This is a genomic window from Tenacibaculum profundi (genome assembly GCF_052050075.1).
Taxonomy (GTDB): Bacteria; Bacteroidota; Bacteroidia; order Flavobacteriales; family Flavobacteriaceae; genus Polaribacter.
Window position 1 is genome coordinate 2,519,168 of record NZ_CP197225.1, and the last position, 26,428, is coordinate 2,545,595.

A 26,428-nucleotide genomic window follows, 5' to 3' on the forward strand; every position below is an offset into this window, starting at 1 on the left:
CTATTCTTTTAATTTTTCTAAGATGATATTACAGTTATTTATATCTTCTTCAAAAATCAAATCGGATATTAATCCACTTGGTTTTGAATAATTATATTCAAGTATTCTTGAATTTTTTTCAATAATTATGTCGTCATGCACATTGTTCATTATTTCTTCAATCAACAATAGAGCCTCCGAATCCTCTAGCTTTTTTGAAAAATCAAAATTTTTGTTTGATATTAGTTTATTTATAAAATTATCTAAAGTTTCTGATCTCCAATAATTATTCAAAACATACTCATCAATTTTTTTATTAGTAATTTTTTGAATTTTAGTTTGTAATTCTTTAATTGTTAAATCAGAGTCCTCAAACTCTTTCATCAATTTTTTAATTATTTCAAACTCTTTCATTTTAAATGCTAAATTATGGTTTACAATAAGATAGGAGTTGCCCTAAAAAACAACTCCTATGCGTTATTTGCAAATTATATTTTCAATTGGTTTCGATGTAAACCCTGTCATTCCAGTATCTAATAATGCATTTAATAACCGTTCACTAATAAAATTTTTTAGGTCTAACCCTCTTGTTTTATATACATCATACTTAGGAAACTCTTTTTTGAAAATTATTTTTTCCCATTTCATACGTTGATGCCATGGTAGTTTTTGATTAATTTTTTCAATTTCCTCCAAAGAAAGGCTCAGATTTAACTCCGAAATAACTTTATAAACTCCATTTTTATCATCGTATATTATAGCTTTCGATTCTTCTTTATCCAACCAACTAAAAAAATCATTAATCGCATAATGAAACCAAAAATATTCCAAAAGTGTTCCTTTGAGATATACTTTTATAGGATAAAAAGCATGTGGTGGTAAATTGATTTTTTTTAAAATGGCTCTAAATTTCCCACTAACAATAATCCCTGAAATATCACCAAAATGTAAGTAATCTGTAGCGTTTGCATCTTTATGCAATTCTAGTTCTAAATTGGGTATAAAATTAGGAAATGAATGTGGTTCTACAGCCCAATGACTATCGGGTAAAGAAGGATTATATCCTTTTTTTAAGCTCGTTTGTGGATAATGCCCAATCACTTCTAAATTATCATAATCCCAACTAATACTGTAATACTTCATAAGATCTTAAAATATTAATATTTGTATAAAAATGATACAAGGAGCCACTATTGCAGCTCCTTTGTTATTATTACTCATTAACAATTTTATCGTAAGGTTTTACTGTAAAACCAGTCATTTCTGCTTTTTGTAAAGCCTTTAATAAATCTTCACTTATTAAAGTTCTCAAGTATCCTACCTTTGAAATTTTAATGACATCATAGGCTGGAAAATTCTGTTTAAAATAAATTTCATTAACCCTCAATTCTTGTTGGCGCGGTAAAGCCTTTTTATATTCTCGAATATTATCTAAATTAGGAATGAGAATTACTTTTTCTATTTCCTTTTTAAATTTCTTACCAATTTGAGCTGTTGATTTTTTTAAGTCAACATACTCCCAAATATCGATGATATAATGAAACCAAAAATATTCCAAAAGCGCTCCTTTATGATATACTTTTATAGGATAAAAAGCATGAGAAGGTAATTTAAATTGCTTTAAAATATTTTTAAACTTGGTATTCACAAGCATACCAAAATCTACATATTTTTCTAAAAAATCCGTTGGATAAGCTTTATCATGCAATTCTAGTTCTAAATTGGGTATAAAATCAGGAAATGAATGTGGTTTTACATTCCAATAACTATCGGATAAAGTTGGATTATATCCCTCTTTAATATTTATTTGTGGATAATGCCCAATCACGTCTAAATTATCATAGTCCCAATCAATTTCAAAATATTTCATTGACATTAGTTTAATGTTTTATCTAACCTCAAACAGCAGTTGGGGTAGAACCGTCTTTAATGAGTTTATGGGCAACTTTATCAATACCTAATTGATTTCTAAAAGCCCATTGTTTTATTCTATTATTGGGATTCTCAAAGTCAGATAAATTATTATATAACACTATTTTTCTTAGACCATTTTCTAAAACTACATTCTCTTCACAGTCTGTAAATTCTTCCCATATTTCTTTTGAAATATATTTATAATAAACATCCGAGAAGTACATCATTGCACAAGCACCAAACCACAATCTATCTCCTGTTTTGATAAGGTGATAATGTGTTGGTATACTTTCTAAATCGATTAAATACTTATCTCTTTCACTTGTACTCTCTCGATTAGGTAATAGTCTTATATAAGAGGGGACTTTACCTAATTTTCTAATCCAACTTCTATGTGTCTCAACTCTAGATAATGTAATGTCTAAATCGTTATGACAATATGCAAATAGGATGTGTTGTTCAAGTAGAGTGACGATTTTAAGAAATAATTCCTGCTTAATTATATTTCCGAAAACTCTTAATACCCCTTTTGATTGCTGAAAACCAATAAATAGATCATCTTCTTTACTTTTCAGCTTCAATAAGTCAAACCTGTAATTATTTGACTTATAATATTCTGCAAACGGTTTAAAAGATTTAAATCTTTTTTCTCCATATAAAACCTTTTCAACATTAGTAGTATATTCATATATCAAGTTTTTAGACGGAAATATTTGTTCTACTTTCCTTATCAAATCTATAAGTAAATTTGAGTTTACAGATTCATTTAAGGTGATATTGAAATTTATTTTAATCATTTTAAAAAGGTGTTATTTTAATTTTATCCACATCTGTAAACTCATCTAACAAGTCATCTACGTAATCCAAAATATTATCCATTTGATTTTGAGTTAAGGAACCTTCTTCAATCACAAAATCTAAAACCCTATTCTTTCCAGCATGATTGACCCCTATCGCAATATCATTGTTTAGCTTTCTGACATACCCTCTTAATGTCGTTTTTAGAGTTGATATGGATTTATCTGCTCGTTTATATGATTTCAGGGATACGACCTCATTAATATTTGCAAGGACACCGTCAAAATCCAAAGTCCTATAATTTGGAATTATATCATTTAAATTTTGATAACCGCCATATTTATTACCCCATTGATTAAATATTTCTTCAATTAAATCTCCTCTCTTGAATTGACCAGAGGAAACATTGTTAAGGCTCCATATTGTAGTTCTGTTTTCAGTTAACAATAGATCATCTAGATTATTTGAGACAAAATCAGGTACATCAACTTTTTTCAAAAGCGCTAATTCTGATGTTGTAAATCTCCTCACCGCTTTAGTCAAGCTAATATATACTTTATCCCCTATTTTAGTTGCAATTTTCCAAGCTTTTTTTGTTCTAGTTGCTTTCACTATAACTTTTACTAATTTACCTCCTGGAACTACTTCAACAACTAGTAATCCTGCGGCTAACCAACGTGAAGCGGTTTGTCCATCAAAATCTTTCCCGTCAATTAGAACTTTAACATCTTCCACAGGGATGATAACACTTCCAATAAATTTAGCTAGGGCTGTAGTACCTAATTCAAACAGTACTTCTAGTTCTTCTTTTGTGCTAGAAGGACCTAGAATAAGGTAGTTAGACCAGTGTTGAGCTCCGTTGGGTTTAATGTACCAAGATTTACCTCCAGCTTCACTTCTTAATTTTCTAACTAACTGATTGTTTTTGTTTAATACAAGGGTGTTATCGCTATTAATAACCACAGCCCCGTCAGTCATTTTATAATACGTAGTGTTTCCATCACTGTAACGGTGTGTGTATTCTTGTCCTACTTTTCCGTTAATTCTTCCTGTAGCGGGTTGCCACTTTACTGTAATACGTGTAAGTATATTGTCTAGTTCAATTTGTCCAAGAGCCCATTGTTGAGCCTCAGCAACACTCCAACTATTTCTACGGTCTAACGGTGCCAGTATCTTTTTTAAATAGTCTGTAGCATTTTTTTCAGACATAATTATAGTTGTTTGCCTTACAGGGTCATTAAAAAACATAAGTTTATCGAGTTCCCTACTGGCATGTGCATTGGTGTAAAAAAACTGTCGGTGTAGTTCGTTAGTTACATTACCGCGGTTTAGCCAATTGGTTGTTTTACCCCCAGCATAAAGAGCTGTTTTAATATGATTATTAAAAACAGTATTGGTATTTGCAATGGTTTGAGGAGTTATCAACGATTTTGTTTTGGCTACCATATCACGAAATACGTTTGAGCGGTAATTTTCGTTTAACCATTGAATTCTGTCAGGCTGTTTGATACGGTAGGTATTTATTAAATAATCGACTTCGGAAGTTGCACCAATAGCAGTCTTACTCAATATGTTTGCAAGCTCTCTATTTTTCTTACTAATCCATTTGTTATTTAAATCTCTTATATTATACATATAAAGGCTATAAGATCTAGAATCAAAAACAGAAAACCCTCCTTCTCTGTGTTGCTCTGCATATTGCTGAATTTGCGCAACACTAAGCATTTCATGCTGAAATTTTGAATTGGTGCGCGATAAGTATGGTCCGATCCTTCTACTATCTTTTATTTTAAATATAAGAGACTGTATATAATCTAATTTTGACCAATCATTGAGATGATTGTAATATTGGTGTTTCTGCCCTACAGCACTATTTAAGATACGGGTATGGTCTTCACTGTTAAAACTGTTTAGTTTTTTATTAACGAGATTACTTACGTGATACTTAGCTATGGCAGGTTCAACTTTTTTAATTAGTTCTTGTCGAATTCTAGATAATTGGGGTATCGATACAATTCTTTGTACGGGAATATTATTGACTCTTCTATCAGCATATAAAGCATTGTTTCTATTGCCCCCTTTGAGTTCATTTTCTCTGTGTTGAAGAATTTTTAACTCCTTTAGCAGGTTGTTTTGTGTGGTTTGGTTTCTTTTGTTTTCACCAGAATACCGATTTCTTGTTTTTGAAATTAACGTGTTAAGGTTTTTCTTTTCTGTAAAATTAAATAAGGTATTTTTGGCATCGTTAAAGTTGCTAAATCTTTTGCCTAGTACTCCTTCTATTTCAGGTTTAATTCTATTGTTCTTTTGATGTTCTAGCCATCGTCGTAATTTACGTTTGGCCGCCATTTGAATGAGGTGTTCATTATTGGCTATAGTTTGAAGGCTAGAACTGTAATTGAAACTTATATTGTCAAGTCCTTCAACATTTCGGGTGTCTGGAAAATTTGGATTTCGAACTGCTGTTCTTCTAGCTTTATATTCACCGTTTTTTAGGTGTCTAGCACTTCGGCTTTGTCTTTGTGCTTGCAAGGGAATTATAAGCCCTAATACAAGTAATAAATAAAATATTTTTTTCATCGTTTTTAATTTTTTATAACAATTTTAGTGTGTTTTTTATCGTCTGTAATCAGGGTGAGTATGTAGGTTCCTACTTTTAAATTTTCTCCTTTAAAAGTATAGTTATAGCTACCTTTATTTTGTAAACCTGTAGGTTTTATCAATTGTTTTTCAATAAAAGATCCTTCAAGAAACAAGGTGGTGTACTGTGGGCGGTTTAACTCATAACTAATGGTAAGATCCTTTTCAAAAGGGTTGGGGTACAACTGCAAAAAGTTTTGCGATTGTTCTAATGCCATAGGGGCAAGTGATTCTTGTTTTGGTTGCTTTTCTGTAGTTGCCTTTTTTGTTAGTAATAACCTTATGGGAGCTCCTTTTTCATTCCATTGGTTTATATTGCTTTTTATATTGGCTGTTAAATATGTTTGGGCGTCCTTTTTTTGAATAGAAAAGGTTGTTTCGGTAATTTGATGTACCAATGTTGAAGGAATTTCTTTTTTAAAGGATGTGTGAGCAATAGAGGCAAAGAAATCATCATAAAACAAGGTGTTGTCTATTCTGGTAAAGTCATTTTGATGAGAGTTATTATTGATTTCCCAGATACTTTGCAATAGGTCTTCGTTTTTTGTAAAGTTAATTTCAATAGGGATTTCTTGTTCAATTTGATTATCAGACCAATCCATTACAAAAAGAGAGCCTTCCCAATTTCCTAGTAATTGTTGGTCTTCTATTATTTTCTCCTGTATTGTTTGGATAGTTTGTTGTTGTTTGAATTGCTGTAGCAGGAGTTCTTGCTGTTCGATACGATCTGAGGCTGGTTTTTGAGGATTCTGATAATCCAATTCTGTGCTGAAATATTCATTAGCTATTGTTCTGTTTTTAGGAACTCCATAGCCATAATAGTAGCACACACCTAACCAGTAACGAGCCATAGGATGGTTACTTTTACGAAACCAATAAATGGCTTTTTTATAGTTTTGCTGACTACTTCCCATTCCTTTTAGGTGTAAATATCCTAAGCCATATGCCGCTTCTTTATTGCCGTGTTCATAGGCTTTTAGATACCATTTCGGGCTTTATTAAAACTGAGTTTACATCCAATACCATATTTGTAGAGATCTGCTAAATCATTCATTGCAATATGATCCTCAGCATTAGCAGCACTTTTTAATAGTTTAAATGCTTTCTTGTCGGAAGAGGTTTGTTCTTCCTCTAATAGGATAGTAGCCATAATTATTTGCGCATGTGAGTGCTTTGCTGTTAAACAAGGGGTAAGGTAGCGCGTTGCTTTTTGATGGTTTACTTCATGATATTCATCGCCTTCAAAATAATTTAGAGCTTTACTAATGTTAAAATGACAATCGATTAGTTGTTGTGCATGGCTACTGCCTAGAATGTTGATAAGGCAGATAACCAAAATAATTTTTCTTTTTACTGTATTCATAGTATTACATTGATTTTAAAAAAAACGCAAAACAATACCTGGGAAAAGAGGAGCGAGTTCTTTTCCATAGCATTATTTTTTTATTCTTTTTTTCGGCTGCGAAACTATATAAAAAAATGTAATAAACCCAGTGTTTACGGGTGTTTTTAAACAAAAGTATTTTCTAGAGTCATGGTGTTTTATATTATTGCTCAGGTTAAAAATTTAAAAAATAGATTTTTTTAAATTTTCATCATTGGTTTTTGATAGAATAAGTTTATATTTGATACTGTCCTTTGAGACGTCTTAGGACTTTTCTTTTTCATAGCAATTTTCCCGCTCAAATTTTGAGCGGGTTTTTTTATTTTTATAATTAAATCTAATAACTACTGTAATTGTGCTATTTCTATTAGATTGCCAAGATCTGTAATTATGGCCAATGGTTTTAGGTAAATAATTTTTTTAATCGTAATTTCAAATATCCAATGGTAGTATTCTTTAAAAAACATGTTTTTTTATGTGTCTAAAAGCTAAATATGTTTAAGGGTTTTTACTTATGTAATTTTGGGTGTTTTTGCTTGTTGTTTTATTTGTGTTGTTATTTTTGAGATGTGTTAAAGTTTAAATATTAATGTTCTTTTATTTTAGGTTTTAAGTATTTTTGTTCAGATTTTCAGCTTGTTATCAGTGTTGTGGATGATTTTTTATAGTTGGAATAATCACTTAAAATTAAAATAAAAAATAAATGTCTTTTAAATTATTAACATTACAACTTGTTTTGTTTTGTTGCTTCGGTCAGCTTTTGGCTCAAAAAGCAAAAAACCAAAATTACCATGCGAATCTACTTGTTAACCCTGACTCTGTTGATGGAGGAACGGTTGTAGGTTGGGAACAAGAAAAAGGAGAATGGCTTGGTCATCAAGGAAACCCAAGAGATTCTGACGATAATTATTTCACCTCTAGGGGTCCTAATGCGGATAGGAGTCAGCTTATTAATTTGACTAATTTCTTTTCTGAAGAGGTATTAGATAAAGCACCACCTATTGTAATTTCAGAAGTATATGAAAGGGTAACTTGTGGAGCTCAATATAACTTGGAATTAGAGCTTTTGGATGCCAAAAAACAAGTAATAGGAACTTGGCAAAGCCAAAATAAAGGATTTAAAAATATAGATTGTAGTATTGATGGTTATCAGGAGTTATTGAGTAAACGAATTACTAATTATGGTTTTGGTGTACGGTATATAAAGTGGATTGATAAAATTCGAGGAAAGGGAACAGGAGAAAGTATACGTTTAAAAAAAGCTTATTTAGGAATTAGTCCGCCAAATTTATTGGAAGTGCCTGAAAAAGAAAACTCTTGGAATTGGAAAGGAACAAATGTAAAAGGTGCTAAAAAATTAGTTAAAGAAGAAGTGCTTACCTCATCTGAGGAAATTAATACTTTTCCTCGTGGAGCTGATGATAAAAAAATATTGACTGTTGAAGGAGGAGACTGGGTCGTTAGAAATCAGAAAATAGACCTTAAATTAAACGGATATTTGGATTCGGATTTAAAAAATTCTCCAGCAATTATTTTTTCATCATCATACGGTAGATTGAATTGTGGAGATGAATATTATTTAAAGGTAGTATTGCTTGATGATAAGAATCAAGTATTGAATTCTTTCTATTCTGGTATACAAAAGCGAGAATTCAACTGTAGTTCAAATGATAATTATCAGGAATTAATTACTAATTTCCTTGATACTCCTAAGGGGAAAACGGTCACGTATATTGAGGTAGAACAAGGTTTAAAAAACATAGAGGCTAATTCAAATGTTGAAAAAAACGCCTTTTTTTCTGATAGTTATGTTGGTTTGATTGATATAAACAATCGGCAGAATCAAAGGGTAAAGAGAGATTTAGCTGTTAATGCAAATTATACGAGTGAATTAGCAACAGTTTCAGCAGGGACAATATCTTGCCTTTATTTGTCTAGCATCACTGGTGGAATAGGTGCTCCGACTTGTGCTGTAATAGGAGGTGTTGCCGGGGGACTTATTTATATTTATAATTACCTTACAGATTTTTCTGTTCAACCAATTGAATCAGAAAAAATGGAAAATAACCCATCTGATAATGGGTCGGCGAAGACTGGAATTGACAATATTGCTAAGCATCTAGAAAGCAATGGCTTTAATCTTTGGGATATTTCTAATAATGATAAAATTGAAGTATTTGCAACTCCAAGTTTTTCCAACGAACGTTTTCAATTGACTTTTAGTTCTTACACCGATAAATTATATAAGAACTTAAAAAAAGTTAAAAAAATAATTGATATCACTACTTTATCTAAAATTGATGGAGATTATATAAAAGGATTACACGATGTTTTGGCTCAAATTCAAAAATCAGCAGAAAATACTGATGATGAGATAATAGTTCGAATTTTCCTAGGTTTATCTGGCTTTTCCAATGATTCTTACACTGATGGTGTTTTTACTGCTTTAAAAAGAATTTTTGAGAGACTAGGCCAAGGTCATCGAATAGAAGGATTACCTCAAAGTAGAGGTAATGAAGTTGTTAACGAGATATTAGGTAAAATTACTGAAGGATTACCTAAAGGAGGAAATGGTAATTTAAAAGTTTATATGACCGCTTCTAGAACTTTTGGAAAGGGACTATTAGGTGAGGGTATATTATCATGGAATCACTCTAAAATTGTCGCAATAGATGGAAAAACACTTTTTTCAGGAGGTAACAACCTGTGGGGTATTTATTTAGGGGATACACCTCCTATGGATGCAGCTACTATTATTAATGGAGATGCAGCTTTGTATGCTCATAAATTTGCGGATATATTATGGAACGAACATCTAGAAAAAGTTAAAACAAAAGAAGAAACTCATATTAGAGAATGGAATGATAGTGCGACAGATTTAATAACAGTAAAAGAAGTTCCTCTTGCTAAAAGTATTTTAAACTTTACATCATCCCCAAAAACCTCCAATAAAGGACTTAAAGTGTTGTCTGTAGGTCAATTAAATGCAAAAGCAGAAAATAAAAATGATAATTTAACAAACCTATCTACTTCTACACTTAAAGAAGCTATAAAATATATATTGGACCATGCAAAAAATAGCATTTACATATCACAACAAGCTATAGCTCATGGGTTTATTAATAAATTTTTTAATAATAATAAATTTGTTAATCATGTTGACCAGGCAGTTATAAGGATACTTATAAAAAAAGCACTCAGCGGTATTCCTGTAAAAATTATCCTTTCTAATGAACAAGCGGGACATGACACAACTAGCCACATCAGCAATACAGAATTGATCAATATTATTTGGCAAGTAGCTAAAGAAATGGGGGTAGATGATAGCTTAGTAAACAGGAAGTTATTATGTGAAAATATTGACTTGGGTTATGTTAGAATTGATGAGGTTACTGAAACCTATCCCAATACCAAAGAATCTTTTGCAAATCACGCAAAAACGATCATGGTAGATCAAAGTGTTTTTCTAATAGGGTCTCATAATTTATACGCGCAGTACCCTGCACAACTGGCTGAATTTGCAACTATTATTGAAGATTCTAAAACGGTTAAAAAATATTATAATGACTATTGGCTTCCTTTAATACGAAATTCATCGCGTACATTTTTGTCAATCGATGCTTGTTTAGGTGCTATGGATATTGATTATGATGTGCAAAATTTTGTGCGGTTATATTCAGATTCGCAATATAATGGTAAGTTACTTGCGTTGCCTGAAGGGTATCACAAGTTAGAAGGAACTGTTTTAGAAAATAAGGTGTCTTCATTAAAAGTACCTTTGGGGTGGAGAGCTACTTTATATCAGGAAGAATTAGAATTTCTGGATGAAGAAAGTGACGGAATTGTTACCCACCATAAAAGAACAGCTCCCTTAACAATTACTTATGACACTCCTTTTGTTGGAAAGCATTGGAATGATAAAACAAAAGCAATAATTATAGAGAAGGACCCAAATTATTCTTATCAAGTACCGCAATTGAATATCCCTGTTGGTCTTTTTTCTGAAAAAAACTTTACAGGAAATCATAAATTTGTGAAGGATGGTACTTATGATTTGAAAGATCTAGTACCTCTTGGTGGAGACCAGTTAAGCTCTATTCGTGTGCCTAAGGGATATCGAGTATTACTATATTCTGATCCAAAATATCAAGGTGCTTTGAAAATATTAGAAGAGGGAGACTACGCTGAAATACCAGAACAAACGCATGGAGAAGGAGATTTTGACAATATTGTAAGTTCTATTCTTGTTCAGGTTTTATCTAATAGTAGCAGTAGTACAATTGTTTTGGATGATGAAAGAGTGTTTCTATATCAAGATATTTTTTATCTAGGAAATTCTCAAGGTTTTTATCCAGAGAATGAGCCTTATACTGCTACCGACCTTGAAAGCATAGGTAGTGGTCAAATGTCTTCAATACGTGTTCCTAGGGGGTGGAAAGCTACTCTTTATTATGAAGACTTAGGGAAAAGTGACCCTGGGCAGCCTATAGAAATAAACTTTGATACCCCTTATATTGGTGATAAATGGAATGATAAAGTTAAATCTGTAAAAATAGAAAAGCTAAAAGATTATAGTGTTCCTGAAATTTCTAAAAATGAAAAAGTAACGTTATTTATTGATGGAGATTTTAAAGGAGAGCAAAAAGAGCTAGAGGGCGATATAACTTATTATACATCTTTGCTATTAGAAGAATTTTCTGGTACAATAAGTTCTATAAAAGTACCTGCTGGATGGCGAGTAATCGGTTATACAGAAGATTTATTCCGAGGGGATATTATTTTATTGAATTCAAATTCTACTGATTTAACTACGCAAACCCCAGTACTATCTAAGAGTACGAATTTTAATGATAAAATTAAATCTTTGGTAGTACAAAAAATAGGGAATTATGTAGAGGAAAATGTATCTAGTGGTAGATCTGGTAGATCCATAAGAAGTAAAAGATCTATAGAAAAGGAAGCAACTTTTAGTACTGAAACAAATATGGTCTATGGACCTAATCCAACAACAGGATATTTAAATTTACAATGTTCAGAGACTTTTATGAATAAAGTTTCAAAAATTTATATAGCCTCGCCAGGGGGAGCTGAAAAGTTAATTAGCTTTAAGAACAATCAAAAACTAAATATTAAGATTGATTTGTCTTTAAAAGTAGCAGGTATTCATTTTTTAATCGTTGAAAAATTAGATGGATCGAGAGTCGTTAAGAATATTTTAGTACCCTAAATAAAGGCATACACGCACGATAAAGTTTTAAATAATAAACAATACTTCAGTATTTTTGTTGAAGTATTGTTTTTTTTGCAGTTATTTTTTGTCAATTCAAATATTATTGTTGAATTTTTAAAAAAAAGGACGGTATCAAGCTTTACTTGAAAGTGCTTGAGAGATCATCTATTATTACACTAACTCTCGTGCTTTAGTTAGTGCTTCTTCAAAGTCTTTTTTAGGATTTTTGGTTAGTATGGTAGGTTGAAACCTTACTTCTTCTATGTTTTTAATTCCAATCATCTGTAGCCACCAATTAAAATAGGTAGATTGAAAATCGATTCCATATTTAGGGTCGACTCCTTGTGAAAAAACACCACTTGTGTAAAATACAGTTGCTTTTTTATTTTTTAGAAGTCCCAAATATCCTTTTTCAGGATCAAAATTGAATGAAATTCCAGGCTGAGTTATTATATCAATGTATTGTTTTAATCTATATGGAAGTCCTCCATTCCACATTGGTACGGCAAATACATAATGATCTGCATTCATGAATCGTTCTGTGATTTCTACTACGGATTTCCAAACTGATTTTTTTTTATCATTCATTTGACCTTCTCCAAAAAAGGTCATTTTCGCAGCGGCTTTATCAGCATCAAAGTCGGGTAAGTTTTCATCCCAAAGCTCAATAGTTTCTATGACTATATTGGGGTTTTTACTTTTTAGTTTTTTAAGATAAGCATCAGATAAAGCTTTAGCTTTAGAATTAGCTCCACGAGGAGAAGCTATGATATACATGATTTTTTCCATTATAATCTATTTTTAAATCAAAAAGAGGTATAAAGTAGTTTACTGAATACATTTTTTTATTAAGTTAGTAATGGTGTAAAATTAAGCTCTAAAGATGATATAGAAATTCAGCTGGTTGAATAAATATGATTCAACTAATTGAATGTTTTACAATTCATGGGTCAATTGTTTTCGTATTTCACTTAAATATTGTTTTGATATTCCTATGTAAGAAGCAATCATATACTGAGGGATACGTTTTTCAAATTTCGAACATTCTTTTTTAAATAAAATATAGCGTTCTTTTGCGGTGTGGCTCAGACTAGAAATAATTCTTTTCTCTAATGATATGGAAGCTTCTTGATAAAGCAAACGAAATACGTGTTCTAACTCTGGAATTTCTTTATATAACTCTTCTAAATGTTGTGATGAAATTTGAATTACTTCTGTTTTTTCAAGAGCCTGAATATTTGTATTTGATGGAACTTGATGAATAAAGCTGGGTAAGTCTACAGCCCACCAATTTTCTATCGCAAATCTAAAAATATACTCTTTTCCTTCTTCATCAATATGAAAGGTTTTGGTGGCGCCAGAAATTATAAAGTTTGTATATTTACAATAGTCTCCCTGCTGCAGTAAATATTGACCTTTTAGATATACTCTTCTTTTACACTTTTCTGCTATGAGCAATGCATCCTTCTGAGGGAGAGGTATGTAGTTTGATAAATAATTCGTTAAATGCTGTATATCCATATTGCAATTTATTATTTGGGTTGTGTTTTTTACATTTTGTTTTTCCTAATTTCTAAATAAGAAATCTAAATGGATTAACGAAGTATAGTGTTTATCAAAGTACTGTATTAATGTGATTATGTAGTCAAAGATACTTAAAAACTATTTGATAGTAACTGTCTGCGGTTAAGACTTCCTTTAAAGCTAATTAAAGGTGTTTTTTGTTTTTAGTATTGCTTAAAATAGAGAAGCGTAATGTTACTTTTCAATAATGATCAAATTGGTCAGGTAATAGGTGTTTTTATAAGACTTCCTGTAAAGAGTAATTAAAATATTATTCTATAGAACAAGCTCTTTGTGTAGGTCAGTTATCAGAATACTCTTTTTTTCTAGGTGTCCTTATTTAGTTTATCTAACATTGTTAAACAATGTTCAAGGTTTGCACTTATTTTTTCTTTGTTGATATTCTGCCCTATAAATACAAGTCTATTTTTACGATCACCAATTTCTATGTCCCAGTTAGACTCTATCTGTTTTTGATTTTTTAAGAAAGCTATGTGTTGATTTCATTTTTCAAAAGACATGCTACTCCACCAAACATCTGTTCTATCTTATTTAATCTAACTTCATTATTTTAAATGTGTTAATGTTTGCTTTAGTCGAGAAGCACACATTATGTTATTAGGGGAATTTTGTTGTATATAATACCAAAACCGTCTAAGATCAAAAGATTTTTTATTACGATAAACAAAAGAAGATATTTCGTATGTCTTAGTTTCAGGAGTGTGATCATCTTCGCTCAATTCTTCTATCCAACCAGCGCTTTTTTATGCTTCTTCAAAATTAAACAAACCTGTATTTAGAATTTCTTTAAGATTTATTTGACTATAGTTTGAGGATAGTGTTCCTGCCGAAGGGTTTAGTTTACTAATTGTAGCTTTTAAAACACACAAAATGTTCCTTAGTTATTAAATCTACTTTATTTAAAATTACATTAACAAATTCTATTTGATCAGTCAACAAATCAACAATAGCAAGATTACCACCTTCAATCTTGGTAAGTTCTCTGCCTATTAAAGTTTTAGGGTTGCCAAAATTATTGAAAAAGTTGAAGGTATTTATTGCAGTAACCATTGTATCTACATGGCTAAATTTTGAAAGGTTTATTTCTTTTTCTTTATTCATAAATGAAAATGTTTGAGCTATAGAAATTGGTTTACTTATGCCTGTACTTTCCATAATAAGGTAGTCGAATTGGCTTTCTTTGGCTAGGTGTTCTACTTCTTCCCTTAAATCCTCTTGTAGCGCACAACAGACATAGTTATTATTTATTTCAACTAATTTTTCTTCACTTCTGGATAGCTTGTTTGTACTTTTAATGGTATGAATAAAATGCCGAGTGTACTTTATTTAAAATTTTGCTTTTTTGTTTAAATCGTTGAGTTGCCTCTGTAACTCTTTAATTTTTAAATGTAATTAATAAGCAATCATTAGAGTTTTTATATCATAAACATGCTATAATTCTTTTGTTTTATTTTTTTGCTCTTCAATAATAATAGATTTTTTAACGACTTTATTTCCCTGTATTGTTAATTCTTTAATGCATGTAGATTTATTTTATTGTTTTTTTATAGGATAACTGTAATTTCTGAAATATGATTAATTCTTATCAATGTCTTTATCCATTGTAATTAGGTTATGGGGTGTATGGGAAAGACGAGTGATGTAAATCAATTTTCAAATTACTGTTTTCTAATTTATATCCGAAAGTGTATTCTACTTTCGCTTCGTTTCCATCAGGAGCAGTAAAGAAGTAATTCCCCATTGCGATAGCACGATTTTCATCTAGGATAATTTCAGTATTTTCAAAGCGAACTTTTATCCATGGATTCATAGCAAATCCTTTGTCCTCTTCACAGGCACGATTATCTCCGGCGATAAAATAAGACATCGCTTCTACTTTTTTCGGTCTAAATTGTTTGACTGCGCATTTAGTGGGCTTAAATAATACGATACCCGAATCAAATGCGTAAAGTTCATCTAAGAATTCATTAGTAAATGTTTCACAGCTTAGCCTATCTTTTTTTAAAGATCCAATTTTTATAACCCCTTTCGCCCATGTATTTTGGGCTTCTAATACTTGTTCTTTTGTTATCATTATTCATAAGGTTTATTTATTTTACTGAAAGTAAATATAATGATTTTTTAAATAAAGCAACTTGGTTGCTTTATTGATGATTTTTAATCAAAAAAATAAGTTATTTGCTTTGAGTTTATATTGCTTAGTTAAAGTTCTCTAAAAAGAAAATATATTGGTTTTAAAGCCTTTTAAAACTAATATATTTGCCCATGATTTTGATGTATTAAAAATCAATGCACTGGAATTCATGATGTGCTATTTGATTAAAAAATAAATAAAAATGAAAGTGATACAAAAAATTTCTATTTTATTGTTTGTTAGTGTGCTAAATTCGTGTGCTCCAGATGACCATTTAGGACCAGAGGTTAATTTGAATTCTAAAGGTAATCCAACAATAGAAGTTTCACCACCTACACCAATTAAAGTTACAGAACAAAGTCCGGATCAATTGGTAGTAGTAACGAAGTATAGAAATAATTTTATTGAAGGAATTCATATAAAATTGTACCAAAGTCTTGAAGATTTAGTACAGAAAAGAAATTTCGTTTTTGAAGGTATTACTAACGGATTAGGTATTGTATATTTCGAGGGAGTTGAGAGGGGAAAAAAGTATTTTGTAGAGGCGTTCAGTTCTAATGGATGTATTAATAATTATTTTGATTTAAAAGTAGGAAAAATGAAAAATAACACAATTACTACTTTAAATGAGTATACTGGAAGTAGTAATTTTTTATCTCTACATTTAATAAAAACAGTAAAAATTAATTTAAAAAATAATTCAGGTAAAAATTTAACTATTAATTACGAAGGAAAAGAACTACACAAATTAAAAATGAATGACGAGTTACTTTTTGATTTCTTTCCAATTGAAAATAAAGATTTAATAAATATAAAGGCAGAAGGGTATGAGTACAACATACATCATATAGATAGTGGAAGTTGTGATTCTGTTACACCATACAATATTCTATAAATACCACTAAATTCATCATCTAAAAACACCTCAGTAGAGGTGTTTTTTGTTAAATACTCCTTTGGATTAAAGTTATAATAAGCTATTAAATAAAAAAATATCTATTTTAACTTTCGATATTGTGTCTATTTTTTGGTAAAAGTCCTTCTGTTTTATTTTGATTACTTAATTTTATGATGTTTAGGTCAATAGTGTTACTCTCCAAATAAAAGCAACCAATCAGTTGTATTTATAACCATTTAGAATATCAAAATCTTTTTGCATAATATAAATAATTCAACACCTTATAATAATCGTTTAATTAATCGAAGTATTTGTGTTATTTTTTAAGCACTTATTAAGTGCTTTGTTATTAGTAACTTGAGAAAGTACTTAATTAGTTGTCATCAAGACTGAATTTAATTCTGAAATTACCACCACTAACGTTAACATATGTATCTTCATCTCTAAACCTGCTAAAGCCTACACCAGTCAAGTAAAATCTACCTGAAAACTCCCCTTCGATGTAATTATCTGTAACGGATTTTATTATAAGCTTCAACCCTTTTTCAGTGGACCCTATAAATTCGCAACCTGCATCAATACCACCACATCTGTTGTCTTTATCAGTAAGGTTATTATCCCATGCTATGGATGCACTTGTGGTTGACCAATCCGAATATGGTAGAGAAGCTTTCAGGATGTTTAAATCATGAATTCTGATTCTCCAGTGTCCTCCTGTACTAGTTTCTTCTTTATTTTCATAAGCCTGTAGCCATGTTTCTTTTGACTTGCTAAAAAATGTATTTGATGTGTTTACATTTTCAAAATTTAGTTGCTGATAATTTTCAACTTTTGAGTCAACAGTACCGCTAATATAAGTTCCACGATCAGTCGCTTCTGGTTCATCTTCACTTGCACAAGACATGAAAATAAGTATTAAAACAATAGTTATAGAATATTTCATTTTTTAAATATTATAAATTATAATTTTTATTTGATGGATTAAGAGTTAAAAAGACAAGATTTAGAATGTAAATACTTTATCGTATAATTAGTTCTTAAGCCATTTTAGAGTAAAGTTATAATTTGTCACAATTTCAGTACTACGGTTATCCGCAATATTTTTATTTAACTTATTACTTTTTGTATGTTAAAATATTTTTTAAAGTTATGTTACTGATTTCGATAAAAAATATAGTTGGTCTTTTTGTTTTAAATTACTTGGTTTTTAAGAGTTGTCTTGTTTGATTTTTTTACTGATAATTAATCGCTTAAAAAAGTGGTGCAAATGAAAAGTAGGTTCGTGTTTTCTAACACTTTGATAAAAGCTTCAAAAGGTATAATAATGCAATGTACTTGTCCGATTTAATTTGTTGAGTTTAGAAAATTATTTTTATTGTTTAGTTTTTAATAAAAAAATATCGAGGTAAAACTACCTCGATATTTAAGAATAAAATTTATTACACTTTTGAATTAACTTCTTTGGCTTTTGATGTTAATAGAAAAGTACTTTATTGTTTATTTAGTGAGTTATGGAATTGGCCTTAAGATAATTTCAGTATCAAACAAAAGAGCAGCAGTTTCAAAACGTTCGAAAGAAAACATTCCAAAAAATCCTTTTTCATAACCTCTTAGTGTTTTAAAAACCCCCTTCAGTTTTCTCAAACGATTTTGTTCATTAATATTGTCTTCACAACCTTCTTTTAAGCTTATTTTAAAATCACTAACATCAAATATTGAGTTTTCATCGTATTCGAGAGTTAACAATTTAATTCCTGAGACTTTATAACATGTATTGAATACCGAAATAGAACCATCTTTTTTGATCTCCATTAAATATTTACCTTCTCCATCTTTAATTACCTGGTCGTAAGAACCAGTGCCTGTCAATTGTCTATTTCGAAAAACTTGAAAAACTTCAAAAGTTCCTATTATTTCTTTTGGTACAGAAAAAGTTTCTGTTGTTTCTTCTGGTACAGAAATTAAACACTTGGAGTTAATTGGAGTAATTTTATAACTCTTTTTTAGTTTTTTTACATTAAAATTTTTGGCAGTTAGGTTATTTTTTACATCATCAACCTTAGTAAATAGAAACAATTTTTGCCTACGGTTTGCAATAACCATTCGTCCTCCAATCGTTAAACTATTATGAGTGTCTACGATTTTTTGCTTACTGCGATAAGATATTTTATTGCTTTCTTCTTCGCAGGAGATATAAATCTCATTTCCTTTACGATTCTTTAATGACGTACTGTTGAGTTCTATATTTAATAGCATCGTACCAAATTCATCATTATTATTCTTTAGGATTTCGCTTTCACTGTTTTCTGAGCATGACACTAAAAATAGAGTCGCTATAAGTAAAATCAAATTACTTTTTTTAAAAGATAGATTCTTCATTTTAAAATATTATTTGTTATTTTATTGTGCTTGCAAAAGAAAGCAATAAGACTTTATATTAACAGAAAAAAAACACTTTTAACAAAGTAAAAATAATGTAGGTTGTGTTATTTATTAAATATCTTTAAAAGGGGTGTTAATATTGGGTTATTATCAAATTTTTGGTTTTTTTATTGAAAATAGCTCTGTTAGATGTTATAAGGTATTATAGCAAGTAATGAGTAGTTGATTTTTTAGCTGAAAATATCTGTAACTATAATTATTAATGAATTTATCAAAGTTATCTATTTCAATTTCTTTCTAAGAATTATAATTACGATGTAACTTATAGCCAAGTTACAAATAGGTTAGTTTTATTTTTTGATTTTAATAATGGTGTACGAGTTTTGTTTAAAGATGTTTTACTTTAATTAGTACCCTTATCGTATCTTGTAAAACTATCAATTTGGCTTATCTATTTTTATTTAAGATCTGTTTTGAAGAGTTACTCTTTTCAAATTGTTCTTTAATGTATTTGTTATACGTAATTGATATGTCATGTTCTTTACTGAGAGATGAATATATTTTTATAAGTAAATCATTAAATGTTTCTTTTTGATGATTTTCATTTAACCATTGAATTACGTTAGGGTTCTTAATATTAAAAGTTTCTATTAAAAAATCAATCTTAGAACAACAACCAATAGAGGTTTTGTTTAACTTATGATTAAGTTCTTTTTCTTTAATGATTTCCCAACGCTTTTTTGCGATTTCTTCTTTTAATTTTTTATTTTTTTTTGTTTGATTGGTTTTCCTGCTGCCTTTGTTTATAAGTTTATTATAATAGTCATCATCAAAAATAGAAGCGATATCATCTGTGTTGTCTTTTATATATTGTTCAATATGTGATGAGGTAAGCATAGTGTATTTAAAATTAGGGTAGGTATAAGATCTTTTTGGTAAATAGCTTTTTATTACATACAGCTTAAAAAGAAGCGCCTGTGTATATGTAATTTTCATCCATTCATCCAAACAGTCATAATAGTTACGTTCTTTGTTTATAACTATATTAATGATGTTTTTTAAGTCCTTCGTATTTAACTCTAATAGTTTTTTTTGGAATTTCTCGCTTACATGTTTTTCGGCAGAATTTGATTCAAAAAGTTTTATAAGATCTTTTCGTAAGTTTTTTATAGAGCCAATATTTTTAATGTTTTTAAGAAGAATCTCATTAATCTTTACTTTTGGGTATAACGAATTATTGAGATTGCCATTTCTTATTTCTTTTTCTCTTATTGAAAGAAGTTTTAAACTTCTTAAACACTGATTAATGATTTTGTCCTTTCTAATAATATTTAAATCGTATTCCTGTTCTGAATGCTTTAAAAGATGATTTAAATTAAATTCTTCTGTGATTTTATATAAAGCTTGTCTAGCATTTTTGTAATTGTTAAATTTTTGATTTAAAATATTCTCTATAGCAGGTTTTATTTTGTTATTTCTTTGATATTTTAACCAATTTCTTAAATTTCTTTTGGAAGCTAATCGTATTAATTTTTCATTCTTTAATACAGTATTGATGTCTTCAGAAGGGGATATGTTTATATCATCAATATCTTCTTTAGTAGAGCTAACTTTAATCGAATTAGGCTGAATAAGATCGTCGAAACCTTTTATTTTAATTTTAAACTCCCCAATATTTGCCTGATTACTATTTTTTTTACTTTGTGCTTTTAGAACAGTTACAAGTCCTAGTAAAAGTAAAAAAGAAAATGATTTTTGCATGTTTTCTTTATTTCTTTATAAGAATACGAGTATGTTTTTTGTTATTTGTAATTACTGAAACAGTATATATCCCATCAGTCATTGTATTTCCTTCAATAAGATATGTATAACTCCCTCTTTTTTGAATACCCTTTGGCTTTACAATTTGTTTATCAGAATTGGTTATTCCTTCTATAAATACAGTTGTATTTTGTGTTTCTAATAAGTTGTAAGAAATCACTAAGTTTTCATCAAAAGGATTTGGATATAGTTTTATAAATTTTTGCTTCTTTTTAGTTAAAGTTAAAATTGCTTGGTCTGATAATTCTTTTTCAGTAGTTTCATTTTTGGTTAATAGTAATCTTATTGGGGGAGCGTTTTCTTTCCATTGTTTTATATAGCTTTCAACTTCGGCTGTTAGATAAGTGTTTTTTTTAAGTTTTTTGATAGAAAACTCTGCTTCTACAATAAGATGTTTTATCCTTTTAGGGATTTCTTTTCTAAAAGAAGTGTGGGGTACTTCAATAGAAAAGTCACTGTAAAAAAAGGTGTTATCAATTTTAGTGAAATCTTTTTCATGTACTTGTTTATCAAGTGTCCAAGTTGTTCGTAATTGACTGCCATCATTATGGTTGTCGAAATTTATTGTTATCGGTACTTTATGCTCAATATGGCTGTCTGACCAATCCATTAGTAATAAAGTTCCTTTCCATTCCCCTAGTAGTTCATCTTTTCTTATTATTTGGGGGGTGAATTTTTGTTCTTCAATATGATTTTTTATTTTTTTTAATACCTTTTCCTGCTGTATACTGGCTTGATTGTTTGATTGTGTTTTTTGATTTTCATTAAAATCAGTATTAAGGAGCTTATTAGCTAATGAAATGTTTTGAGGGACTCCATAACCGAAGTAATAGCATACTCCTAACCAATATTGAGCCATTGAATGGTTGCTTTTTTTTAGCCAATAAATGGCTTTTTCATAATCTTGCTTAATGTTACCAAACCCTTTTAAATATAAATAACCTAAACCATAAGCGGCTTCGTTATTTCCATGTTCAAAAGATTTTAAGTACCACTTTCTAGCCTTATTAAAGTCTAGCTTGCATCCAATGCCAAATTTGTAAAGGTCTGCTAAATCGTTCATAGCGATTTGATTACCAGAGCTAGAAGCATGCTTAAGTAATTCAAAAGCTTTACAATGTTCAACAGAACTATTTTTGCTAAGTAGAATACGAGCCATAGTAATTTGAGCGAAAGGATTATTTACTTCTAGACAAGGCAGTAGGTACTTTAGTGCTTTTTTTTCTTGAGGAGCACTTCCTTGTAGGTAACTTATTGCTTTATTGACGTTAAATTGGCAATCATTGTTATTCTGCCCATATAGGTGAAAAATAAGACTAACAAAATAAAATGTTAAAGGGATTTCTTTTTTTATGCTTATCATTTTTATTGAACATATTATTAAATATCAAAAGGTGAAAAATATCGTAAAAAGAGAACTCATTAATTCTTCTTTACGGTAAAATTTTCCACCTTTTTTGAGTTCGCTAAACTATTAAAAAAACTGACTTTTACTAGTGTTTATTGTAGGTTTTATAGGAAAAATATTTGCGGTTTTTCAACGTGTTTACAATTAATGTGTTATTTGAAAATTAAATTAGGTTACATATTATTTTTAAGATAGTTTTTAAAAAAATACCCCCTAAAAATATAGCTTGATTAGTGTTTTGGAAGATTTAAAAAAAATCAATAAAATTTCTTTTTTAAACTAATTTTATTGATTTTTAATTAATTATAGCAATCGGTGCTATAGATAGTTTTATTATCCTTATACCAAAACCTTTTTTTATTTATTATGTTAGAAGGTACTTTAATACAGCTAAGAGCGTTGTTCTCGCAAATCAAAACTTCAAGATTGTTATTTTTAGATAAGTTTAAACTTATTAACTGATTGTTTGAACACATCAAGCCTCTTATTTTGGTGTTGTATGATAAATCTAGATTTGTGAGTTGATTATTACTGCAGTTTAAAGTTTCAAGAAGGCTATTGTTTGAAGTAATTAAACTTGTTAATATATTATTTTTACAACCCAAGGACCTTAATTTTAAGTTTTTGGATAGATTCAATTTTTTAAGCCGATTATTCATGCAGTTTAAGATTTCAAGATTTTTAAAATATATGATTTCAGCTAAGGAGCTAATTTTTTTTCTGGAAATTTCAAGTTGTCTTATAAATTTCACCTCACTTTTCTGAATTTCTCCATCTCGATTTTTATCAATCCCTATTTCTATTAGAGCGTTTTTAAAGTTTATGTCTTGAAATCGTATTATTTTAGAGTGTTTATTTTGTTTTGATAATTTTACGCTATATTTTTTTGTGCTTTTACCGGACTCTACTCCATCTTCAAGCATTAATTCTTTACTAGAACAACAACATAGTAAATAAATGATTAAATAATAACTGCTTTTTTTCATTTTATAAGTTTGACTTTATTAGCATCAGGTTTCAAACATAGGTAAATAGTGTCTTTCTAACGTTAATGATTTTAAATCGAGTTAAAAAGTTCAATAAAATATTCAGAATAGCTTATTATCTCTAAGTTTTATAATGTAGTTCCTCATATCAACATTTTGTAAATAGCTATTTTAATGAAGTCTTCCTTGTGTTATTTTTTAAAATGAGACATATATCGATCTAAATTTTAATCGCAAAATAATTCTTTTTATGAAAATTATATTGAATACGTTTGTGATTACTCTTAAGTCACTTAAGAATGGGGTTTGTTTTATTTGCAATAACTATTTAATTACTTATTATTTTTTGCAAATAGCCTTCCAGATTCTTTTCATTTTTTTGCAGTCATGTTCTCAATAACCTTAGATTTTTAGCAGAGTCTATATTATATTTATGAAGAAAGGAGTTTTTTAACTCCTTTTTTACACCACTGATCAAACCAAGGATTTTCACTTCCTTGTCAATAATAAAAGCGTTTAAATTTTAGAAGGGTTTTTTATTCGCATTTTGATTGAAAGGAGTTTAGGCTCCTTTCTTTTTTATTTTAAACTAGATGATACAATTATTTCAGGCTCAAATCAATTAAGTAAAGATGCATTTTATATTTAAAACTAAAAAAATATATTATTTTAATTTTTTTTAATGGTTTTATTGTTGTTTCTTTAATGGTTTTTGCCGGTGTGTCTTTCAGTATTATTGCCTATTGGTTGCTTCGAATATTTTTTTCAGATTTGTACTTAGATTTTAAAAATTCTGCGTATTAGCTAAACATTATAACTTCATATATTTCACTCTAAAAATGTTAGTGCGCGGATATTTTAACGTCCTTAGTTAGTAAATAACTAAGCGGTATTTCTCAATTAATTATAAAATGATAGAATTTCTTGAAATTTTATCACATCTTTAGCCAGAAGGGTAAGCACCTTCTGGTTTTTTACTTGTTTTTTTAAATTAAAATATTCTGTTTGATAAGTGTTTTAAGTTTAATTCATGCTAAATGTTTATAAGGTTTTCTTCTAGTAAAATTTACCAACCGAAAAAAGTATGATTTAAAATAATAGCTTTAATAGGATTATCAAGTTTGATAATTTATTTATAGTTTTTAAATAGATCTACTCTAAAAATCTTTTTTATAATTTTGTTTTTGGTCTAAGGGTTTGTACTAGTTTTAGTTTCAGTATTAGAGTCTATTTCCTGTTTAAATTTAAATATTCATTTTTGTTGTCCTAGGTAAGAATTACTGCGTGTTAGCAAAACATCATAACTTCATACATTTCACTCTATAAAAGCTAACACGCGGTTTTTAAGAACCATTGTTAAGTCCTATTCTGTTTTAACATAATTTTAATTACCCTAGATTTCAAAGTTGTTTTTTTATTCTGTTTGTTGCTTTTTTATTCTGTTTTATAGTTATTTATTTTTGTTCCATGTTGTGGTTTAGCATGTCAAGTGCTACATTAAATTTTATGATTTTCTCTCTTAAATCGTATTTTTATAGGTCTTTGACAGTTAAAAATTATTTTATAATTATTATCTTTATTAGTGTAATTGTTCTTCTGCGTATTAACCAAACTTCTAACTACATCCCTGAACTAGATTAATGCGCAGTTTTTTACTTTTGAATGAAGTTTTAAATTTGTTAATAAAACCTTTCTCTTATAGTAAATAGTATCTTTTATGGCTTAACTCATATATGTGCTTCGCCTATCTCAATTAATATTCTTTCTTGTTTATAAATGCTGTCTTATAGTTTGTTATTGGTGTTTGTTGCAAATAATTTGATGTCAACTCTTTTTAAAGTGATATTTTAAATTCTAAATAGTTTATTTAAAAATTATTTTAACTGAATCGTTATAGTCTATGGAAATCAATAACAATAATATATTGTTATTGATTTAATGGCGAACCCTAGTTTAAATATAGTATTACTACCTATTGGGAGTTTGAAATTTTAATAATTACTTTGTTTTAACTTAGAGACAATCTAAGATTTTATTTTCTATTTTTTTTTGTAATCGTTCCCGTTCAATAATGTTGAACGGGATTTATCCTTATCGTCTTTTGTATCTTATTTAAAATTTATTTGTAATGGAATGTTTATGTTTGTTGATTTCAAACAAGGACCATTAATAGGGTTTAATGAATAACAAGTTGATAAATGTCCTATTCTGTATCTTCTTTTTTACACAGAACAAACGACAAGTCAAATAATTATTTTGATCGGGTGCTTTTTTTAACTGTATTTTAGAGATTCTGTAGTTGCCTATACTTTAAAGGTTAGTACAGGTTTAACAACATTTTTCGATAAACTCATTGATATACTACCATTCAGGTATTTTGAAAGACCTGTTTTTCCGTGCGTCGCTATTGAAATAAGGTCAACTTTTTTATCTGTTGAAAAATTTAAGATGCCCCTAGGAACCGATTTGCTATTATAGATATGAATAGAGTACTTTTTTAAATCATATTTCTCAATAAATTTTTCAACCTTTTCTTTGGATTCTATAGAGTCTTCGAAATTTCTTGGGGTATTGACTTTTAGTAAATAAAGTTTGCAATTGAAGAATTTGGCAAATTCTAGAAAGCTTTCAAAAGCTTTCGCTTCGTCTTTTTGAAAAGTGGAAGCAAAAACCATTTTTTTGAATTTAAACTCAGCGTCGTTTTTCTTGGTGATCAAAACAGGTGTATCTAAACTAGCAATTGTTTTTTCTGTATTAGAGCCGATAATCATTTCTTTTAAAGCTGTTTGACCTTTTGACCCCATTACTATTAAGTCTGCGGAGATTTTTTTTGAGTAGTCACGAATGCCTTCGTATGGATTTTGAAAGCGTATTGAGTGCTGAATTGTATTGAAGTCTTCAAAATATTTTAATTTGATGTCAATAAGTTTATCCCTTACCTTTCTAAGGTATAGCATGCTTTCTGGAATACTAAAGTTACTTCCAGCTCCCATATCTATAATTCCAGAAGGTAATTCTACCATGTGAATCAAGTGTATTTCACTCATGGTTTTTTTTGCAATCTTAGAACCTAGAACACATGCATATTCTGAATGCTTAGAAAAATCAATAGGGATCAAAATTTTTTTCATAATAACCTGGGGTTTGAGAGGAGAACAACAATCCTAAGGTACAAAATATTTAAGAGAAAAACTATTTGCGTATAAAGTAATAAGTTAGTAACTTTGCGAAGAATTTAAAGAATTATTGAATGCAGGGGACAAAAGTCCC

General features: G+C 29.2%; 20 protein-coding genes and 1 pseudogene. 2 read left to right on the forward strand and 19 right to left on the reverse strand.

What is annotated here, in order from left to right:
- From ACSIGE_RS10240 to ACSIGE_RS10275, 8 genes and pseudogenes are all read right to left on the reverse strand, one after another.
- Positions 1-393: a hypothetical protein gene (locus ACSIGE_RS10240; RefSeq protein ID WP_440879778.1), complete on the reverse strand. Its 393-nt coding sequence runs from the start codon at positions 391-393 to the stop codon at positions 1-3.
- Positions 394-456: 63 nt separating this feature from the next.
- Positions 457-1,122, reverse strand: coding sequence for an imm11 family protein (locus ACSIGE_RS10245; protein ID WP_440879779.1), 666 nt, complete (start codon positions 1,120-1,122; stop codon positions 457-459).
- Between the two features lie 70 nt (positions 1,123-1,192).
- The gene (locus tag ACSIGE_RS10250; RefSeq protein ID WP_440879780.1) at positions 1,193-1,849 is read right to left on the reverse strand and encodes a hypothetical protein; all 657 of its coding nucleotides are present in this window, start codon (positions 1,847-1,849) and stop codon (positions 1,193-1,195) included.
- 28 nt (positions 1,850-1,877) lie between these two features.
- On the reverse strand, positions 1,878-2,690 hold the full coding sequence (locus ACSIGE_RS10255) for a hypothetical protein (protein WP_440879781.1): 813 nt from the start codon (positions 2,688-2,690) through the stop codon (positions 1,878-1,880).
- A gap of 1 nt (position 2,691) precedes the next feature.
- A complete protein-coding gene (locus tag ACSIGE_RS10260; RefSeq protein WP_440879782.1) occupies positions 2,692-5,271 on the reverse strand; it encodes a hypothetical protein in 2,580 nt (859 codons plus the stop codon).
- Between the two features lie 5 nt (positions 5,272-5,276).
- Positions 5,277-6,182 carry an SEL1-like repeat protein gene (locus ACSIGE_RS10265; RefSeq protein WP_440882204.1) on the reverse strand — a complete coding sequence of 302 codons (906 nt, stop codon included), beginning with the start codon at positions 6,180-6,182 and terminating at the stop codon, positions 5,277-5,279.
- Positions 6,183-6,203: 21 nt separating this feature from the next.
- A pseudogene (locus tag ACSIGE_RS10270) lies at positions 6,204-6,272 on the reverse strand (hypothetical protein); the annotation flags it as partial.
- Positions 6,273-6,307: 35 nt separating this feature from the next.
- Positions 6,308-6,694, reverse strand: coding sequence for a hypothetical protein (locus ACSIGE_RS10275; protein WP_440879783.1), 387 nt, complete (start codon positions 6,692-6,694; stop codon positions 6,308-6,310).
- Positions 6,695-7,418: 724 nt separating this feature from the next.
- Here ACSIGE_RS10275 and ACSIGE_RS10280 point away from each other — a divergent pair.
- Entirely contained in the window at positions 7,419-11,942 is a 4,524-nt protein-coding gene (locus tag ACSIGE_RS10280) for a phospholipase D-like domain-containing protein (RefSeq protein ID WP_440879784.1), read from the forward strand.
- Positions 11,943-12,116: 174 nt separating this feature from the next.
- On the opposite strand, the gene ACSIGE_RS10285 is transcribed toward ACSIGE_RS10280, so the two are convergent.
- The 5 genes from ACSIGE_RS10285 to ACSIGE_RS10305 all read right to left on the reverse strand — a co-directional run bounded on the left by ACSIGE_RS10285 (position 12,117) and on the right by ACSIGE_RS10305 (position 15,603).
- Positions 12,117-12,734, reverse strand: a complete 618-nt coding sequence (locus ACSIGE_RS10285; RefSeq protein ID WP_440879785.1) for an FMN-dependent NADH-azoreductase — start codon at positions 12,732-12,734, stop codon at positions 12,117-12,119.
- A 147-nt stretch (positions 12,735-12,881) separates the two neighbouring features.
- Complete coding sequence (locus tag ACSIGE_RS10290) at positions 12,882-13,466, reverse strand: Crp/Fnr family transcriptional regulator (RefSeq protein ID WP_440879786.1); 585 nt, start codon at positions 13,464-13,466, stop codon at positions 12,882-12,884.
- A gap of 368 nt (positions 13,467-13,834) precedes the next feature.
- Positions 13,835-14,002, reverse strand: coding sequence for a GTP-binding protein (locus ACSIGE_RS10295; protein ID WP_440882205.1), 168 nt, complete (start codon positions 14,000-14,002; stop codon positions 13,835-13,837).
- A gap of 370 nt (positions 14,003-14,372) precedes the next feature.
- A complete protein-coding gene (locus ACSIGE_RS10300) occupies positions 14,373-14,855 on the reverse strand; it encodes a GTP-binding protein (protein WP_440882206.1) in 483 nt (160 codons plus the stop codon).
- A gap of 286 nt (positions 14,856-15,141) precedes the next feature.
- Positions 15,142-15,603 carry a hypothetical protein gene (locus ACSIGE_RS10305; protein ID WP_440879787.1) on the reverse strand — a complete coding sequence of 154 codons (462 nt, stop codon included), beginning with the start codon at positions 15,601-15,603 and terminating at the stop codon, positions 15,142-15,144.
- Positions 15,604-15,865: 262 nt separating this feature from the next.
- Between ACSIGE_RS10305 and ACSIGE_RS10310 the strand changes: the two genes are divergently transcribed.
- Complete coding sequence (locus ACSIGE_RS10310; RefSeq protein ID WP_440879788.1) at positions 15,866-16,558, forward strand: hypothetical protein; 693 nt, start codon at positions 15,866-15,868, stop codon at positions 16,556-16,558.
- A 376-nt stretch (positions 16,559-16,934) separates the two neighbouring features.
- Here ACSIGE_RS10310 and ACSIGE_RS10315 read toward each other — a convergent pair whose 3' ends face one another.
- The 6 genes from ACSIGE_RS10315 to ACSIGE_RS10340 form a co-directional block, all read right to left on the reverse strand.
- On the reverse strand, positions 16,935-17,504 hold the full coding sequence (locus ACSIGE_RS10315) for a hypothetical protein (RefSeq protein WP_440879789.1): 570 nt from the start codon (positions 17,502-17,504) through the stop codon (positions 16,935-16,937).
- A 566-nt stretch (positions 17,505-18,070) separates the two neighbouring features.
- On the reverse strand, positions 18,071-18,940 hold the full coding sequence (locus ACSIGE_RS10320) for a hypothetical protein (protein ID WP_440879790.1): 870 nt from the start codon (positions 18,938-18,940) through the stop codon (positions 18,071-18,073).
- A 450-nt stretch (positions 18,941-19,390) separates the two neighbouring features.
- Positions 19,391-20,704: a hypothetical protein gene (locus ACSIGE_RS10325; protein ID WP_440879791.1), complete on the reverse strand. Its 1,314-nt coding sequence runs from the start codon at positions 20,702-20,704 to the stop codon at positions 19,391-19,393.
- A 7-nt stretch (positions 20,705-20,711) separates the two neighbouring features.
- Positions 20,712-22,127, reverse strand: coding sequence for a tetratricopeptide repeat protein (locus ACSIGE_RS10330; RefSeq protein ID WP_440879792.1), 1,416 nt, complete (start codon positions 22,125-22,127; stop codon positions 20,712-20,714).
- A 344-nt stretch (positions 22,128-22,471) separates the two neighbouring features.
- Positions 22,472-23,158 carry a hypothetical protein gene (locus ACSIGE_RS10335; protein WP_440879793.1) on the reverse strand — a complete coding sequence of 229 codons (687 nt, stop codon included), beginning with the start codon at positions 23,156-23,158 and terminating at the stop codon, positions 22,472-22,474.
- A 2,303-nt stretch (positions 23,159-25,461) separates the two neighbouring features.
- Positions 25,462-26,289: a universal stress protein gene (locus tag ACSIGE_RS10340; RefSeq protein ID WP_440879794.1), complete on the reverse strand. Its 828-nt coding sequence runs from the start codon at positions 26,287-26,289 to the stop codon at positions 25,462-25,464.
- Positions 26,290-26,428: the final 139 nt, after the last annotated feature.